The sequence below is a fragment of the Actinobacillus succinogenes 130Z genome, from assembly GCF_000017245.1.
Classification (GTDB): Bacteria; Pseudomonadota; Gammaproteobacteria; order Enterobacterales; family Pasteurellaceae; genus Exercitatus; species Exercitatus succinogenes.
Genome location: NC_009655.1, coordinates 403,152 through 420,709, shown reverse-complemented (window position 1 = coordinate 420,709; position 17,558 = coordinate 403,152). Strand labels below are relative to the sequence as shown.

General features: G+C 46.1%; 11 protein-coding genes. 2 read left to right on the top strand and 9 right to left on the bottom strand.

The features are described from left to right. Positions 1–61: 61 nt before the first annotated feature. The 9 genes from ppx to ASUC_RS01870 all read right to left on the bottom strand — a co-directional run bounded on the left by ppx (position 62) and on the right by ASUC_RS01870 (position 15,716). Positions 62–1,606, bottom strand: a complete 1,545-nt coding sequence (gene ppx / locus ASUC_RS01910) for an exopolyphosphatase (RefSeq protein WP_011979018.1) — start codon at positions 1,604–1,606, stop codon at positions 62–64. 9 nt (positions 1,607–1,615) lie between these two features. Beyond that, a complete protein-coding gene (tamB, locus tag ASUC_RS01905; RefSeq protein ID WP_011979017.1) occupies positions 1,616–5,530 on the bottom strand; it encodes an autotransporter assembly complex protein TamB in 3,915 nt (1,304 codons plus the stop codon). A 9-nt stretch (positions 5,531–5,539) separates the two neighbouring features. Further along, on the bottom strand, positions 5,540–7,378 hold the full coding sequence (gene tamA / locus ASUC_RS01900; protein WP_011979016.1) for an autotransporter assembly complex protein TamA: 1,839 nt from the start codon (positions 7,376–7,378) through the stop codon (positions 5,540–5,542). Positions 7,379–7,642: 264 nt separating this feature from the next. Beyond that, a complete protein-coding gene (narL, locus tag ASUC_RS01895) occupies positions 7,643–8,272 on the bottom strand; it encodes a two-component system response regulator NarL (RefSeq protein ID WP_011979015.1) in 630 nt (209 codons plus the stop codon). A gap of 208 nt (positions 8,273–8,480) precedes the next feature. After that, positions 8,481–11,021, bottom strand: a complete 2,541-nt coding sequence (locus tag ASUC_RS01890) for a class I adenylate cyclase (RefSeq protein WP_011979014.1) — start codon at positions 11,019–11,021, stop codon at positions 8,481–8,483. A gap of 157 nt (positions 11,022–11,178) precedes the next feature. Continuing rightward, complete coding sequence (locus ASUC_RS01885) at positions 11,179–12,330, bottom strand: Gfo/Idh/MocA family protein (RefSeq protein ID WP_011979013.1); 1,152 nt, start codon at positions 12,328–12,330, stop codon at positions 11,179–11,181. An 11-nt stretch (positions 12,331–12,341) separates the two neighbouring features. Then, positions 12,342–13,397: a sugar phosphate isomerase/epimerase family protein gene (locus ASUC_RS01880; RefSeq protein WP_011979012.1), complete on the bottom strand. Its 1,056-nt coding sequence runs from the start codon at positions 13,395–13,397 to the stop codon at positions 12,342–12,344. Position 13,398: 1 nt separating this feature from the next. Then, positions 13,399–14,622: an MFS transporter gene (locus tag ASUC_RS01875; RefSeq protein ID WP_011979011.1), complete on the bottom strand. Its 1,224-nt coding sequence runs from the start codon at positions 14,620–14,622 to the stop codon at positions 13,399–13,401. Between the two features lie 110 nt (positions 14,623–14,732). After that, entirely contained in the window at positions 14,733–15,716 is a 984-nt protein-coding gene (locus ASUC_RS01870) for a LacI family DNA-binding transcriptional regulator (protein ID WP_011979010.1), read from the bottom strand. Between the two features lie 133 nt (positions 15,717–15,849). Between ASUC_RS01870 and hemC the strand changes: the two genes are divergently transcribed. Continuing rightward, complete coding sequence (gene hemC, locus ASUC_RS01865; protein ID WP_011979009.1) at positions 15,850–16,779, top strand: hydroxymethylbilane synthase; 930 nt, start codon at positions 15,850–15,852, stop codon at positions 16,777–16,779. 20 nt (positions 16,780–16,799) lie between these two features. Further along, positions 16,800–17,549, top strand: a complete 750-nt coding sequence (locus ASUC_RS01860; RefSeq protein WP_011979008.1) for a uroporphyrinogen-III synthase — start codon at positions 16,800–16,802, stop codon at positions 17,547–17,549. Positions 17,550–17,558 lie beyond the last annotated feature (9 nt).

The following is a 17,558-nucleotide window of genomic DNA, read 5'->3' as shown; positions in this document are numbered from 1 at the left end:
CTTCCCGAATCGATTAAAAAAACATCGCATTTTTTGACCGCTCTTTTCCACCGCAACGGAATCACCGGACATTTAACTCCAATCCGATTTCGATTAGATTTTTCTGTTCCTGTTTCAGATCCTGCCGTAGCAACGGATTGCGTGCCAGATAACCGGGCTCAAACTCCAACTGCCATAAAGTGCGGTCGGTTTTTAATGAGATTTTTTCCGCCGTTTCCGTCGCCTGTCGGGATTTATTCAGCAAAATCGCCAAACGCAGCAGGCGAACCGCCGACAGCACGTCCAACGGGGTATAACGGGCGAATTGTCCTATTTCGTCGCTATGAAAACCGTTTTGCTGATGACGTACCAACGTTGCCAACAGACGTTGCTGCTCCCTGTCGAATCCCGGCAATTCCATATTAGCCAGAATATAGGCGGAATGACGATGCATATTTTTGTGGTTTATAACGATGCCCACTTCATGCAACAACGCCGCCCAGAGAATAATTTCCTGCATTTCGTCGGCAAATTCCGAGGCCTGCCATTCATGGAACTGTTGCGCCAATTGCACTACGGATTTGCTGACCCGTTCGGCTTGTAACCGATCAATATTAAATTGTTCCGCCAATCCTTCCGCCGTACGGTGACGGATGTTTATCACCTGAAAATTCTGATCGAGGCTGTACATTACGCCCTCGCGCAGAGCGCCGTCGGAATAGCGCATCTGGCTAATATCGAAAGTATCGAAAATTGCGCTCAGAATCGCCAATCCCGGCACAAAAACGTCGGCGCGTTCTTCATTTAGACCCGCTATTTTTAATTGGTCGAAGCTGTTGAATTTCAACACGCGTTCAATCAAAAAATCCATTCGTCCCGCCGTGATGACTCCGTCCGGATCAAGATTCGCTGCGATAACTTGATGAACGGTTTTAATCGTGCCGGAAGAGCCCAACACATGCTGCCAGCCCAAGGTTTGAAAAGATTCCGCCAAGTCGGCGATACGGCTCAGCGCGGTTTGGCGCGCCCGCTCAAAAGCCTCGGGCGTAATTTCGCCGTTCGGGAATAAATGCTTAGCGAAACTTACGCACCCCATATCACGGCTTTGCGCGATAACGGGTTTAAAGTTGTCGCCGATAATCATTTCCGTAGAACCGCCGCCGATATCGATCACCAATTTGCGCCCGCTTTCCGGTTGTGTATGTGAAACGCCGGCGTAAATCATGAGCGCTTCGGTTTCACCGGAAATAATATTGATCGGATAAGGAAACACCGCTTTCGCCTGACGTAAAAATTCGTCGTTATTGACCGCACTTCGCAACGTATAAGTCCCTACGACATTAACGTTTTCCGGTTTGAATCCCTGCAACCGTTCGCCGAATAATGCCAAACAGTTCACGCCGCGGGTAATGGCTTCCTGATCCAGCAGCCCGTTTTTATCCAATCCTTTGGCCAGCTGCACTTTTTGTTTCAGGCGGGATAAAATCTGAATGGAACCGTTGACAATGCGAGCCACGATCATATGAAAACTGTTCGAACCTAAATCAATAGCGGCAATTTCACGAATATGCCGGTTATTTTCTAAGGAAAGTGCGGTCGCTTTTTTCATTAAATTTTCATAATTCATGTTGTTTCCTTAGAATTCGAACTGATATAACAAATCAAAGGCTTGGTTCACGCCTGAAACGGATTGCAGATAAAGTCGCGGCAATAGTCTATAACGTAACGTCACTTCCGCCAAGCCGTCAAATAATCCTACGCCGTATTTTACCTGTAAATCTTTGGTTAAATTGCCGCTGACCACCACTTTCGAACTGTCGCCCACACCGGCCGTACCGAGATTTAAATCGGAAATACCGAAAGTTTCGCCGATGTTTCCGACCACTTTTCCGCTTTTCGATAATCCCATACCCAATAATGCCGCCCCGATGGAACCGCCGGAACCGGCTTCGCCGCTGTTTTCCAGCGAGCGACCGGTCAAGATATAGGACAGCGCCTGATCCTGCGGCATGCTCGGTTCGGAAAATACCGTAACTTCCGGCGCATCCGCCAAACCGATTACTTTAATCCCTGCGGTAATTTTGCTGTCTTCCATCGCTTCCGGATTGCGAATGGCTTCGATGTTTAACATGGGCTGAGAAGGCAAACCGGAGAAGGTGATTAATCCTTTGCGGATCAGCAAATCCTGTCCGAAAGACGCATAACGCCCGTTTTTTAAATCAATACCGCCGTATAATCCTAACGCGCCTTTTGCCTGTTTAACCACTAATAAACCTTCCAACCGGCTATTTAATCCGTAAGCATTGATGTTCACGTCGTCGCCGATACGAATTTTCAGATCGGAACGGATTGCCATGCCGTCTTTAGTTTCGGCAGGAATATAAGTTAATTTGTTGCGCGCGGTTTTACCGTCCAGAATGACTTCGTCGCTACTGACGGAAACCGCGCTTTCCGGCAGACTTTCAATAGTAATACGGCCCCATGGAATATCCACCGAACCGGCCAGTTCCAATAAGCTCGGACCGGCCTTCATTTCCACATCCGGGCTGACTTTTAATTTCGCCATAGAAGGAATATTCAGATAGAAATTCTTTGCATTGGCATGCACGCGGGTATGCCAATTTTCCAGGCTTGTCCAATCGGCATCACCGTTTAACTCCAGACGGCTTTCCGGCGTTTGAATATGTCCGTTTAATATGGAACGGTTGCCGTGGAATTGCAAAGCAAGTTCGCCGTTACTGACCCTGAACGGCATGGCATTCACCATCGCTTTAATTCGGTTAATGCGGAAATCGCCGTTAAGCAGCGGATTCTCCAGACTGCCGCCAAATTTCAGGTCGGCATTCACATCTCCGGATACGTTTTCACCGCCGGATAGCAGTTGATTCACTAAATTCAGATTTAAGCCGCGAATATTCAGATTACCGCTCAGCTTCCGTCCCTGCGCAATATCCTGAATATTCAGATCGGCGTTCAGAGTGCTTTGATTTTGCAACTGAATATCCGATTTTGCATTCAGATTATTATTTTCCATTTTAGCGCTCAGGCTGAGTTTGGGCATACCGAGTTTAAAAGTACGGTAATCCAGTTTTTGCGCCAGCTGAATGTTATTGCCGTCTACTTTCACGTCCAGTTTCAAAGGCTTATCGGAAAACCACGCCACATTGCCCTGACTGCGTAAAGCCCCTTTCAGCATATCGCTTTCGGTTAATTTATTTACCAAATTCAAATCAAGTTTCTTTAAATCAAAGGTAATGTCACCGTTCTTGCCTGCATTAAAGGCTTTCGGGAAACACAATTCGATATCGGGATTCGTCCAACAATGGGCGGAAATATCAGCATTTACGGCTTTGTTGTCATAGACTGCATTAAAGCGATTGTTTTTAAAGTCGCCCAACGGCGTATAAATATCGGTTTGACTAATCACGCCTTTCCAAACCTGCGAAGTACGATCAAAACTTCCCGATAAATCAAGATTTGCCGCCACCGGTTCGCCTTGCGAACGCAAATGCAGTTCGTGATGTTTTTCATCGCCTCTGGCGGTCAACACGGCATGCTTTAACTGGATGCCGTCGCCATAACGGAAGCCGACCAAGGTAATATCGGTATTGCCGCGCACCAGCTTATCAGAACTGATTTTACTTTTCGCGTTAAGATTGGCGAGGTGTAAATCCTGAAAACGAATTTGTCTGCCGGTTAAATCCATATCTAAATCAGGCGCCGTAATTTGTCCGGTTAAGGCGATTTTGCCTTTCAGGGAAGCGGAAAGTTCCGGCAGTAATCCACTTAAATCCGGCGCATTAATATCAAGTCGGAAATCGGATTTTTCACTTAACACGCCCTTAGCGGTAATATTATTTTCACCGTAAACCAGCCGCAAATCCGAGAGATTCAGCAATTCATTTTGGTTGGCGGTAAGTTTGCCTTTTAACACAAGCGGGCGTTTACTCACCACGCCGTTAATATCTAATTCCGGCACGTTAATCAACCAGTTTTCGCCGCTTACCCGCCCGTCGGATGTCAACTTGCCCGATAATACGGCAGGAAAAGATTTAACATAAGCGCCTATATTAATTTTGCTTAAATCCACCGCACTTTGCCAAGTTACGCCCTCCTTCCAGCCGGCATTTCCCTTCATATTAAGGGAACCCTCTAAAGCATTCAGCTGTAATTTTTCAATCACCGCTTCATAAAGCCTGCCCGAACCGATAAAATCCAAATGGGTATTCGGCACCCCCATACCTTTTGCCTGTGCGCTGAGCGTAGCGTGATAATCCAGTAAATTACCCGTCACATTCAAATTCACATTACTGAGTTTTAACGGATCGGTACCGCTGAACGGATATTGCGCGGCACTGCTGGTTAACCGTAAAGAAAACGGCATTTTATCTTTAGCCGGTTCGACTTCGCCGACGAGGACCGCATTCAAAGCGCCTTTGCTATTCAGTGTAAGTGCGGTCACATTTTTAAGCGCTCCCGATAACGTCAGATCCAACGCACTTTTCGGTAAGAGAATCTGTTTATCGGCGATAATCGGTTCGATATCGGAACGAATACGGAAATCTACGGGCATTTCACCGTTTAACCGCATTTTACCGTCGCCCTTTAACGTACCGAGCGAGCTATTCACGACCAACGTTTGCAATACCACATCATAACCCGTGGCATCCGCCTGAATGCGGAATTCGGGAATCTGAATATTTTGGCCGGCCACAGCGTCCCGACGGGTTTCGTAAGACCAGCCTTTCCCCTGAATATCCGCGATATGAATATCGAAAGGTAACGTGATTTGTTTAATCCCTCCCAGAAATGCGGGCGTCAGCGTCTGTTCCAATGCCGTCCAGTCCATGGGCGGAGCATTTTTCGCCGCTTCCGCCGCCTGCAGCGCTTCACGTTCGGCATCTTCCGTTGTTGTCGTCGAAAGGAAACTAAAACCGTCAAGCAGAGTCGGTTCGAGGGTTAACCCATTTTCATTGTTCAAACTGACCGCGCTTTTGAATTGCGTTAAGGATAAATGATGATTATCAATATCCACGGATGCTTCGTCTATACCGATATTTTTCACCCGCACAAAAACCGGTAAATTTAAGCGTTCTATCGGACCGGATTCCGGCTCGGATTCGTGCTCCGACGGCGGAATCAGCGCGCTGTTAACGGCGACTTGCGGTTGTTGAATCCGGATGTCTTCCACGCAGATTTCACGGTGCAGCAAACAACGGAAATCCAGTTGAAGGCGGGCATAAGGTACGCGCACATCTACGCCATTGGTACTGAATACCGTATTTTTAAGGGTTAATCCTTGTTGTAACTTACCGCTTACTTCGCCCAAAGTTAATCCGTCCACCCACTTATCCGCCAAGCCTAACGCCCATTTAGTACCGCTTTCGGAACCGAGAATACCCGCAAGACCGGCAATGACAAGGCCCGCCAATACAGTCACAGAAATTAACGAGCAACGAATAACTCTACCGGCAAGAGACGACTTACGGCCTGTAGAAACATCGCTTTTTTTGACCGCACTTTGCGACGGTTTTTGTTCCTGGTGTGTCATTTTTTCGTCCTACAGTTCCGTACCTAAGCCTATGTAAAATTGGATATTTTTACTGTCATCTTTATCCCGCACGGGCGTCGCGATATCAAATTTTATCGGCCCGACCGGTGACGCCCAGCGCACTCCCACCCCCGCGCCGTAACGCAGTTCATCGCTGCTGAATCTATTAGCCGCAAAACCGGCATCAAAAAACGTCGCCGCCCACCAGTCTTGCACCACTTGGTACTGATATTCCAAAGTGCCCGTTGCTAAACGGGAACCGCCCACCAATTTGCCGTTACGCGAATCTTTCGGTGCGATTTTTTTATAACCGTAACCGCGAACACTGCGATCCCCCCCGGCGAAAAACCGCAAGGCCGGCGGAATTCGGTTGAATTCATCGGTATGCAGATAACCGATATCTCCGCGGGTTAAAAAACGATGATTGGTGGCGAAGGTTTTAATCCAGCCGGCATTGGCGCGAATGCGAAAAAAATTCACATCCGACGCCCACATTTTGCGCCCGAGATCGACGGTTACGCTAATCGTGTCGGCGCGATCGGCAAAAGTTCCGCCGCTGATACGGGAACGGCTGACTGTAGCGGTGGGATAAATCAACAGGGTTTTTTCATCTACATCCGCTTGCGTGAAGTTATCGTAACGGGCGCGCAAACCGGCGGAATATTGCCAACCGGTCGGGTGATTCCAAAAACGCAAAGCGGCGACTGTCGCCGCGGTGGATTGAGTATCGGTTTTCGTATCGTCTTCATGCTCAAAACCCGTTGAAAATTCGTAGTAATAATTTAACGGATTTTTCAGTAACGGCATTTTATAGGTTGCTTCAAAATTCTGTTTGGGCGAAGAAATATACAGATTGGAACGCACACTGTGTCCGCGACTGTTAATCCAAGGCCGTGTCCAACCGATTTGAGTATGCGGACCGGAATCCGAACCGTAACCGATTCCCAATTCCATACTGTTTTTCTTACGCGGACGCAACAACACCGCCAAATCCACCAACTTGCTATCCTCGTGTAACGTAGGCTTTACCAGCACCGATTGAAACCAGTTGGTGGAGGAATAATCGCTGGTCATACCGGAAACGTCGTTAATCAGATAAGGATCGCCCGATTGGATTTTGAGAATATTACGTAAATAATCTTCTCGGATTTGAGAACCGTGAAAAGAAATGTCGCCGTAATGATAACGTTGTCCGCTGTTAAATACCAAATGCCACCAGCCTTGGTTGGTCGACGGCATCACCTGCAGTTCGTGCACGGGAAAATCCGCATCAAAATAGCCGCGCTGACGGGCTAATTTTTCCAGTGAACTTTTATAATCGTCATAGATTTCGTGTTCCAGTACCGCACCTTTTGCCGGTACGTTTTTATCCAATTTCCGAAACTCTTCGTCTTCAGCGGCTTCTCCGGAAATTTCAATATCGGTACTGTCTATTCGCACCGGTTCGCCTACATTTACGGAAGCGATAAGTAAATCTTTTTTACCCGACCGCGGCTGTAAATCAAAATAAACCTGACTGTTGTAATAACCGAAAACCCGTAGCGCTTTACTTATATTTTCCCGTAACAAATACTGATGACGTTCCGAACCGTCCGCCTCATTTTTATCCATAGCCTCAAGATAAATACGCACGTTCTCACTCAATCGGTCATCCCGAATACCGTCCACACGAACATCTACTTTGGCAACCGACTCCGTGTCTTCTACAGGAGGAATCTCGAACGGTTCTTCCGCAGTATTTTGTTCCGCACCGACTTCTGTGTCCGTTTCTTCAGCTATTACCGCATGCGAACAGAGAAGTGCCGCTAAACCCGCAATAATAGCGGCAAAACGAATAAACAATGTCATAAATATTCCAATAATAACAATGCGTTTTTGACATATTCTAATGGTTGAATCCGGGTTGTTCAAGTTACGCCCGGTCGGCTATTATCCTTTCGCTTATCAAAAACTCTGTTTTTTATTTACGCCCGAGAATCGTTAACAAAACCGGCCTTCAAAAAGGCTGATTTTACGACCGCACTTTTGCCGGGACATTCCCGTCATATTCGATATTTTCTGTATTTTGGACAATAAAAAAGCACATTTTTCAATGTGCTTGCTAAAAAAGAATCAATTAGCTTTGTGTTCTAAATAAAGTACGGTAGCGGCAACACGCGAATGGACATTTAATTTACGTAACAGATTGCGGATATGAACTTTTACCGTTTCTTCCGAAATAAATAATTTACCGGCAATTTGCTTATTGGACAAACCGGTAGCAATTTGTTGCAACACGTCCATTTCGCGGTCGGTCAGGGAATAGATTGGGTCTTTGCTGGCATGACGTTCAAGCAGCAAATCTTTAATGCTGTCGCTTAACACCACCTCTCCGCCGGCAATGCGCTTCAACTGTACAAGCAATACATCCGGTTCCGTATCTTTCAGTAAATAACCGTCGGCACCGGCGTCGATTAACGCAAAAATATCGTTTTTGGCATCGGAAACCGTAAGAATCACGATTCGCGCGTCTACGCCTTCGTTACGCAACGCTTTCAGCGTATCCAATCCCGACAAGCCCTTCATATTGAGATCCAGCACGATTAAATCAGGCTCAAGCTGCAAGGCTAAGCTGATTCCGTCGTTACCGTTTCCTGCATCGCCAACCACTTCAAAAATTTCATCTAATTCAATGAGTTGTTTAATTCCTCGACGCATTAACGGATGATCATCAATTAATAGAACTTTCGTTTTTTCTGTCATTTTTGCTACCCATTTTGTGTGATTTGATAAATTATAGACCAATCTGTAATGATGATCTAGCAAGTCGCCTTACGGCGAGGGTATTCCTATAAAGTGCGGTCACAAAAAGCAACGCTTCTTGAACATTGGCTGTGCCTGCGTTCCGATAGAAGAGCAATCCCGCCCGAAAACTCCAATAAAAAATGTAACTTTTGTCCTAAAGTCGGCATTACGTATATTTTGCCTGCCGTTGAAACGGCACAATATGAACCGGCGGATTATTTCCTTCGTAATAACGGTTATGAATAATCCGATAAAACTGCGGATAATTGAAATTCTGTTGGATTATTCCGTACGGATTATTGCCGGAAGAGTCCGCATTGGTATAAATATAATTGATTTCGTTAATTTTCTGTTCTTTTTCGCCGTCACAGCGGTGATAAATTTCGACATGGTTTTTTTCGTCCAAAATATACACATTAAAGGTGTCATCGCTATTGTCTTCAAAGAAAAACTGTAAAAAACCTTCACTGGCAAAACTGTCGATTTCCGACGGATATTGTAATTTTTCCGGCATATTTTGTTCGTACCGAACAGGTAACACACTGTCGTTTTTATTAATTTCCGCGTACAATTCTTTATCCAGCTCGTTGACCGGTAACTCCTGATTTTCCGGCAATTCATGCAGACTGATACCCCGCTCCTCGAAAAAAAACTGCCAGTTTTTGCCCGCAACCCGTAACATACTTTGGCTGTTTGCAGCCTGATTCGTACCTAATTGAATATCAATACATTTCTTTATCAATGCAGTAACGATATTGGCAAGAGAATAGCGATAATTACGGCTATAGCTGTATACTTCAATATTCGCAAGTGCGGTCGAACCATGATGAATTTTATTGGATAACACTTTTAACGCCATCAAAATCGCATTCGGTCCCTCAAAATGCAAGGTACGGATTTCATTCCACAAATTGCGGTAAATAAAATCAATGGAACCCACTAAATTTTGCTGTTCCGAACCAAAACTGAACAAATCGCTTTGCTGAATCGGCATCTTGCTGTCCGTCAGCTGTTTAGTCGGATCATTGCTGAGATTAATCGCCACCATTAATTGGCGGATTTCGCAAGGATGATGCAAATCGTCATTAGTCGGCGGGAGGGCGTGAACAGGCAGGGTTTCCGCCAGGTTGGTAATAAACTCCTGCAAGATCGGCAGACTGACGTTAGGACTTTGAATATGCAGTCGGGTGTGCGGCATAAGTAATCCGTTAAAATACGCCGACGCCACCAGTTTGTGCAGGGTCGCGCTGTATTCCGTATAACGCGGATGACTGAATCCCGATACTTCAGGCGCCTGATTCAGCATGTACCAGCCTTTTTTTACAGGACGATCCGTCGCGGTCACTTCAACAAAAGTGAGGTAGGGTTCCGATAAATCCGTCGATATCTGCGGGTTAATCAGTAATACTTTGCCCGGCAGTTCTTCAAATGCAGTATAGATTTTACGGGTAAGAATACTGATGTCCTGCGGCACAATATTCGCGTCCACGTGGTGTTTGCGGGCAAAATCGATCAAATTCCGATAACTGACCATCAGCATTTGCATTAATTTATTGTAGGATTGCTTGACCCGTTTGATTTTCCAGAACGGACGCAGATTCAAATCCTGAATCGTCTCCTTCGACCAGCCCCAATCCTGCGCCAACCGGTTAATCAGATCCACCCGCCAATTGGATTCGTTACGATACCACCAGTCTTCCGTCGCTTTCAGATAAAAACAATGACGCATGTCGTCCAACCGTTTGAAATCTTTACGGTATGTCAGATAATCCGTTACCCGTTCAAGCATTTCAAGATAGGGGTCAAAATGATGATCCTCGGTATGACCCATCAATAAATGGAATTTAAAATCCGAGGCTATCAACCGTGTATTCGGATATTCCCAGGAATATTCTTCCAGTAACAGAATTTTGATGACCGCTTTATAAGGCGCATCGATTCCTTTATACAACTGCCATAAACTAGCACCGAAATATTCATTAGCGGAAAATTTTCCCAACCCGCCGAAATCCACCCATTCCAGCGGATCAATTTCACCGCGCCGGATTAAATCGTCCACTTCCGATTCGTAATTTTTCTCGTCTTCCACCAGTAAGTGCAACCATAACAACGGTTTGCCCGCCAACCGGATTGCCGAGCGGTAAAATTCGTCCAGTAACAACATATATTGTGTCGAACCGCAATTTTCTTTCGTCATTACACCGGAAGACTGAAAATTGCGGAAGCGGTTTTGATCCATCAGAAACAAGTTGACGTCAACTTCATATTGCTTCGCCCAACGCTGCAGTGCGGCGGCTTTCTGTTGCAGTTTTTCACGCTCGCGGGCTTTCAGTCCTTCACGCAGGCACACCCAAATATCCAAGTCCGAAGAGGTGGTTTGAGCAATTGATGCGATACTGCCCATAACATAAACGCCGTCGATCGCGTAAGATGTCCGGTCGAAAATCTGAGGAAATTGAATATCGGACGATTGCGCCAGTATCTCATGCAGATAATGACGCTGGTAATCGGTTAATTTGAAGTCAGCAATTCCTGTAGGCGCGTCGGCAACGAACCCGGGCAAATTAGGATGATTAGCATGCAGAAGCAAAGCGATGAGCTGGAATACATAACGGAATTCATCCGTCGTACCGGATAACGCCCGAAAAAGACGGAATTTTTCCAAATCAGCAACCTGCTTTCTGGCAAACTCAAGATCGTACTTCAATAAAGCTTACCTGTATAAATGAAGAGTCGGCAATACTTTAGCACTTTTCTCAGAATTAGCAAATTTATCCCCGCAAGGAATTGACGGAAATCAAGGAAAGTGCGGTTAAAAAAATATGAATTTTTTGACCGCACTTTATTTGTTATCGGGGCGAAAATTATTTCACCGCGACCCATTTCCCTTGTTGCGCACTGTCAATAATGGCGTCGACGATATGTACGATTTGAGCGCCGTCTTTGAACATCGCGAATTTTGCCTCGTCTTTTTGTGGATTTTTGCCTTCCGCGATGAAGGTATAAAACGCTAACATCATATTTTTAAAGGCATCCGGCCACCCTTCTATATGACCGCCGGGAAAATGGTTATAAGCACGCACGCACGGATTCACCAAACTCGGATCGTCGCATAAAATCCGATTCGCTTGTCGGCGATAACCGATTTTTAAATATTGCGGATTTTCCTGTTCCCAATGCAGGGATTTTTCGCTGCCGCTTAAATCAAAGAGCAGATCGTTTTTATGCCCCGCGGTGATTTGCGAAACCGTAAAGGATCCTTTGGAACCGTCTTCGAATCGCACTAAAACAGATGCGTAATCCTCCGTTTCCACCGGCTTTAATTCGTATGCCGAATCCACATCCGCCGAGGCAAAACTTTCCACTAGTTTACTGGCTTTGCGAGTCGGATACACAATACTCATATCGGCACAAACTTCCTTAATTTTTTTGCCCGTAACGAACTGTACCGTATCACACCAGTGAGAGCCGATATCCGCCACAGTTCGGGATTTGCCGCCGACTTTCGGATCCACCCGCCAGTTATAATCGGTTTCAAGCAGCATCCAGTCCTGCAGATAATGTCCGTTCACGGCGAATATCCGACCGATTTGCTGATCGCGCACCATATCCGCCGCTTGCTGCACCATAGCGAAATTGCGGTAAACAAAACCAACACCGGTGACTACCCCTTGTTTTTCCGCCAATGCCACCAATTCATCCGCTTCCTGCGAGGTGAGGCAAAGGGGTTTTTCCGAGAAAACATGTTTCCCCGCCAGCATAATTTTTTTATTGATGTCAAAATGCACGTGATTCGGCGTGCAGTTATGTACCACCTGAATATCCGGGTTCGCCAATAATTTATCTATGTCGTCATAAGCCAGCGGAATATTCAGTTCTTTCGCTTTTTTATCCGCCAATTCCTGATTGCTTTCTACCAACGCAATCACATCGACGAAACCAAGACGACGAACGGCTTCGATATGGGCGACACCGATAAATCCCGTTCCGACAACGCCTACTTTAATCTTTTTCATTCATCACTCCCTTATTTCAACCCCAACATGATTTTGGCTTGTTTTCTGTCATCGCCCGTATCGGCAAAGTTGTCAAAACTTTTTTCGGCAACCGGAATAATATGTTTTTGAATAAATTCCGCCCCTTCTTTGGCACCGACGGCGGAATCTTTCATACAGCATTCCCATTCCAGAACCGCCCAGCCCGTATAATCATATTGCGTCAATTTTGAGAAAATAGCTTTAAAATCGACTTGCCCGTCACCGAGAGAACGGAAATGCCCCGCCCGCTCCAGCCAATTCTGATAACCGCCGTAACAACCGGACTTGCCGGATTTCACAAATTCCGCATCTTTCACGTGAAATGCCTTAATACGTTCGTGATAAAAATCGATAAACCGCACATAATCCATGTTTTGTAGCAGCATGTGGCTCGGATCATAAAGAATATTGCAACGAGGATGATGATTAAGCTTGTCTAAAAAACGCTCGAAGGTCACACCGTCGTGTAAATCTTCCCCGGGATGCAATTCGTAACAAACGTCCACACCTTGTTCGTCGAAATGATCCAAAATCGGTTTCCAGCGTTTGGCCAGTTCATCAAAGGCCATTTGAATTAATTGTTCTTTGCGCGGCGGCCAAGGATAAAAATACGGCCACGCCAATGCGCCGGAAAAAGACGCGTGAGCATTTAACCCCAGGCGTTTGGACGCTACCGCCGCTTGCTTAATCACATTCATCGCCCATGCCTGCCGCGCCGCGCCGTTACCACGCACCTGTTCCGGAGCAAACCCGTCAAAAGCCGTGTCATAAGCCGGGTGAACGGCAACCAGTTGTCCTTCCAAATGAGTGGATAATTCGCTGATAACCAAACCGTATTGCGCTAAAACCCCTTTTACTTCATCGCAATACGTTTGACTTTGCGCCGCTAATTCCACATCGAAAATAGGTTTGTGGTTACAGGGAATCTGCAGGGCTCTAAATCCTAAACCGGCCGCCCATTGCGCTAAGCTGTCCAGTCGGTTAAAGGGCGCTTTGTTATCAATAAACTGCGCTAAAAATAAACCGGGGCCTTTAATCGTTTTCATGTTATGCCTCCTTTTTATTTTCTTTATAATTAAAGAAAATGAAGAAAATAACGGAAATTACGACCGCACTTACGGCAGGAATCCACCAGAATGTGCTCCAAGTTGAAAGTTCGGCATTATCGGCAAACATATTATTGTATAAACCGCCTGAAATTTGCGAACCCAGCAACATACCCAAACCATAAGTGAATAACACCACCAAACTTTGCGCTTGACCGCGGATTTTCTCGTCCGCCACTTTATCGGTGTACATAAAACCGACCACGAAGAAGAAATCGTAGCATACGCCGTGCAATAAAATACCCAAGTAAACCGCCCAGCGGATTTCGTCACTCACACCTAAAGCGAAGAAGGCATAACGCAGGAACCATGCAATCATCCCCGCCAGCAACATATATTTCACGCCGAGACGTTTAAAGAAGAACGGAATCAGTAACATGAAAACAATTTCGGACATTTGTCCCATAGACATTAAGCTGCCGATTTTTTCAAATCCCACCGCATCCAGGAATGGTGCCGCATAAGCGTAATAAGTACCTAACGGAATAGAAATTAAGGTGGCGCAAACGGCGAAAACCAAGAAATGCGGAATTTTAAATAATGAAATAGCATCGGCGCACATTAAATCCCGCATAGAGAACGGTTTACCTTTTGCCGGCGGCGGCGTGTTCGGCAAAGTAAAGCTATACACGCCTAAAATCAACGAACAAATTGCCGCCACCTGGAAAATCGCCGGACTAGCGGAAAGATCTGCCTGACCGATAAATAAGCCGGCAACAATCCAGCCGATGGTACCGAAAACACGAATGACCGGGAAGGATTTTTCACTGTCGGTAAGACTGTGGAAAGCAATATTATTGGTTAAGGCGACGGTAGGCATGTAACAAAGCATATAAGCCAACAAAGCGAAAACCAACGTGCCGCCCTGCTGACCGGTGATGAAATCGGGAATGAACCATAAAATTGCCGCACCGATTAAATGCAGAACCGCCAGCACTTTTTCCGATGGGAAAAATCTGTCCACCAGCATACCTAAAATAAACGGCGAAATAATCGAAGCGATCGGTCCCATGGAAAAAGCATCGCCAATCAGAGTGGATAAATCATATTTGGTCATCACGATCCCCAAGGTGACGGACCAAGAACCCCAAATAAAGAATTCCATGAACATCATCAGAGATAATCTCGGCACGATTAATGCCGGTTGTTTGGCTTCAGTATTCATATTGCCTCCTAAAGTAATCGATTACAAAATCAAATTAAGTGTAAAGTAATCGATTACATTTTTATTGAGAAGAAAAAATTTTCAACTTTGTGATCTCAATCACAAAATATTTAACTGGACTGTCGTCGCACAAATTTCCAAGGCAATAGATGATGAACGGTTTTTGCAAGAACATCGGAATGGATTTGCTCCAACAGTAACGAAACGGCTTTCATACCGATTTGTTCGCTGGGTTGTTGAACGGTGGTTAAGGCAGGTACGGTGATTTGACTGATGTCCACGCCGTCAAATCCCACGACCGCCACATCCTGCGGAATACTCAGTCCCGATTCCGTTAACGCCTGAATAGCGCCCGCGGCAAGCACATCGGAAATGGCAAAAATCGCATCAGGTTTGACCGCACTTTTCAGCAACGAAAATGTCGCTAGTTTACCCGCCATATAATCCAAATTTTCCGCATAACTAATGCGGGAATAGTCGAGCCCATGAAATTTCAACCGATTGAGATAACCCGATTCACGGTGCTGGGCATATTGATAAGCAAGATCATGATTAATCAGAGCGATACGTTTTTTACCGGATTTAACCAACTGATCCACCACATATTCCGAGGCGGCGACATCATCGATACTGACGGAAGAAACCGTCGAAAGCGGATCGTATTCCGCACACTGAACCCAAGGAAACGCACCGATAATATTCTGCAATTCGGGCAGTTCGGACAAAGCGTCCATGGTAATCACACCATCCACCATTTTGCCCGACAATAATGTCAAACAGGAACGGGAACGGGCTAAATCGGATTCCGTATTGCACAATAAAATCCGATATCCGTTCTTTTCCGCCGTTTTTTCGATACCTTTCACCACGGCGGCGCAAAACGGATTGGCAATATTGGAAACCATCACCAACAACATCCCCGTTTTTGCCGTTCTTAACTGGCGCGCCAGCAAATTCGGCTGATAATTGAGTTCTTTAATCGCCGCCAGCACCTTTTCTTTATTTTGCGGTTTAACCGACGGTTGATTATTCAACACTCTCGATACCGTCGCGACAGAAACACCGGCGCGGCGCGCCAAATCTTGAATGGACACAAAACTCTCCTTGAATGATTTTTCCTATATATTATCGGATGTTGAATAACTATCGCAAACAAGATGTTGATCAAATCCCCTGAATTTTATGTTAGGATAACTTCAACTTATAACAAAAATAAGATCCGGTGTTATGCAACAGGAAATATTAAAAATAGCCACCCGCCAAAGCCCGTTGGCATTATGGCAGGCGAATTTTGTGAAAGATCGTTTAACTGAAATTTATCCCGATTTAACCGTTGAATTGGTGCCGATGGTTACGAAAGGCGATGTGATTTTAGATACGCCGTTGGCTAAAATCGGCGGAAAAGGATTATTCGTCAAAGAATTGGAAAATGCTTTATTGAACGGCGACGCGGATATTGCCGTGCATTCGATGAAAGATGTACCGATGGAATTTCCCGCCGGTTTGGGGTTAAGCGTTATCTGTAAACGAGAAGATCCGCGCGATGCTTTCGTATCCAACCGATATCGTACTTTGGATGACCTGCCGCCCGGCGCTATTGTGGGGACTTCCAGTTTACGTCGCCAGTGTCAGTTAAAAAAACGGCGTCCGGATTTAAACATTCGGTCTTTGCGCGGCAATGTAGGTACAAGATTAAGCAAACTGGATCAAGGCGATTACGATGCCATTATTTTAGCGTCCGCCGGCTTGATTCGTTTAGCGCTGCCGGAGCGGATTGCGTCCTTTATCGAAACGGAAATTTCACTGCCGGCAGCGGGCCAAGGTGCCGTGGGTATAGAATGCCGTATCAACGATCAACGCGTACAAAAATTGCTGGCACCGCTGGCGGATACGGAAACCACCGCCTGCGTACTGGCGGAACGGGCAATGAATAATCGTCTGCAAGGCGGTTGTCAGGTGCCGATTGGCGGTTATGCCGTGTTAAACGGAAACGAACTGCATTTGCGTGCCTTAGTCGGTGCGTTGGACGGTTCAAAAATCATTCGTGCCGAAGGCAAAAGTGCGGTCGAAAATGCGGAAGTTTTGGGCATACAAATCGCAGAAAGTCTGCTCGCTCAAGGCGCGGATAAAATATTGGCGGAAGTGTATAACGGTTAAAAGAAGCAAACGGTTAAATTATGGCGGTTTTGGTCACACGTCCCGACAGTCGCGGCGAACAGTTAACGGAAGCGCTGAATAAAGCGGGCGTGGCTGCATTACACATGCCGCTTTTCAGTATTTCTGCCGGGCGCGAACTCAATGAATTACCGAATAAAATGTACCAACTGAAAGCCGGTGATTACGTGTTTGCCGTATCTAAAAATGCGGTGGAATTTGCCGCCGAAACCCTGAGTAATACGGGATTTCGCTGGCGTCAGGATTTAATTTATTTTGCTGTCGGGCAAAGTTCGGCGGAATATTTTTGCGAACAAAGCGAGCAGCCGGTGCATTATCCTTACGGACATGAAAACAGCGAAGGATTGCTGGCATTGCCGCAAATGCAACGGTTAACGGACAAAACCGTGTTGATTTTGCGCGGAAACGGCGGACGGGAACTATTTCCCGCACAAGCCGTCCGGCGTGGCGCGCAGGTGGAGATTATCGAATGTTATCGGCGTGTACCGGTAGAATACGATCCCAAGAAACAAACGGATTTATGCCAGCGCGCCGGAATTAACACGATTATCGCCACCAGCAGTGAAATTTTAACCCGTTTAACGAATTTCGTGCCGGCAGAAGAACGGGATTGGTTAACGCAGTGTCGATTGGTGACGGCGAGTTACCGAGTGGCAAAATCAGCCGAACGCGCCGGTTGGCAAAAACGGCAAATTTTGATTGCGCCAAGAGCAGATAATGCCACATTGGTGAAAATGTTAGCGGAAAAATAAGGAAACACG

Excerpts from the sequence above, each read along its gene's own strand:
- ppx (WP_011979018.1), bottom strand. The coding sequence starts at position 1,606 with ATGAATTATGAAAATTTAATGAAAAAAGCGACCGCACTTTCCTTAGAA.
- tamB (WP_011979017.1), bottom strand. The coding sequence starts at position 5,530 with ATGACACACCAGGAACAAAAACCGTCGCAAAGTGCGGTCAAAAAAAGC.
- tamA (WP_011979016.1), bottom strand. The coding sequence starts at position 7,378 with ATGACATTGTTTATTCGTTTTGCCGCTATTATTGCGGGTTTAGCGGCA.
- narL (WP_011979015.1), bottom strand. The coding sequence starts at position 8,272 with ATGACAGAAAAAACGAAAGTTCTATTAATTGATGATCATCCGTTAATG.
- ASUC_RS01885 (WP_011979013.1), bottom strand. The coding sequence starts at position 12,330 with ATGAAAAAGATTAAAGTAGGCGTTGTCGGAACGGGATTTATCGGTGTC.
- ASUC_RS01880 (WP_011979012.1), bottom strand. The coding sequence starts at position 13,397 with ATGAAAACGATTAAAGGCCCCGGTTTATTTTTAGCGCAGTTTATTGAT.
- ASUC_RS01875 (WP_011979011.1), bottom strand. The coding sequence starts at position 14,622 with ATGAATACTGAAGCCAAACAACCGGCATTAATCGTGCCGAGATTATCT.
- hemC (WP_011979009.1), top strand. The coding sequence starts at position 15,850 with ATGCAACAGGAAATATTAAAAATAGCCACCCGCCAAAGCCCGTTGGCA.
- ASUC_RS01860 (WP_011979008.1), top strand. The coding sequence starts at position 16,800 with ATGGCGGTTTTGGTCACACGTCCCGACAGTCGCGGCGAACAGTTAACG.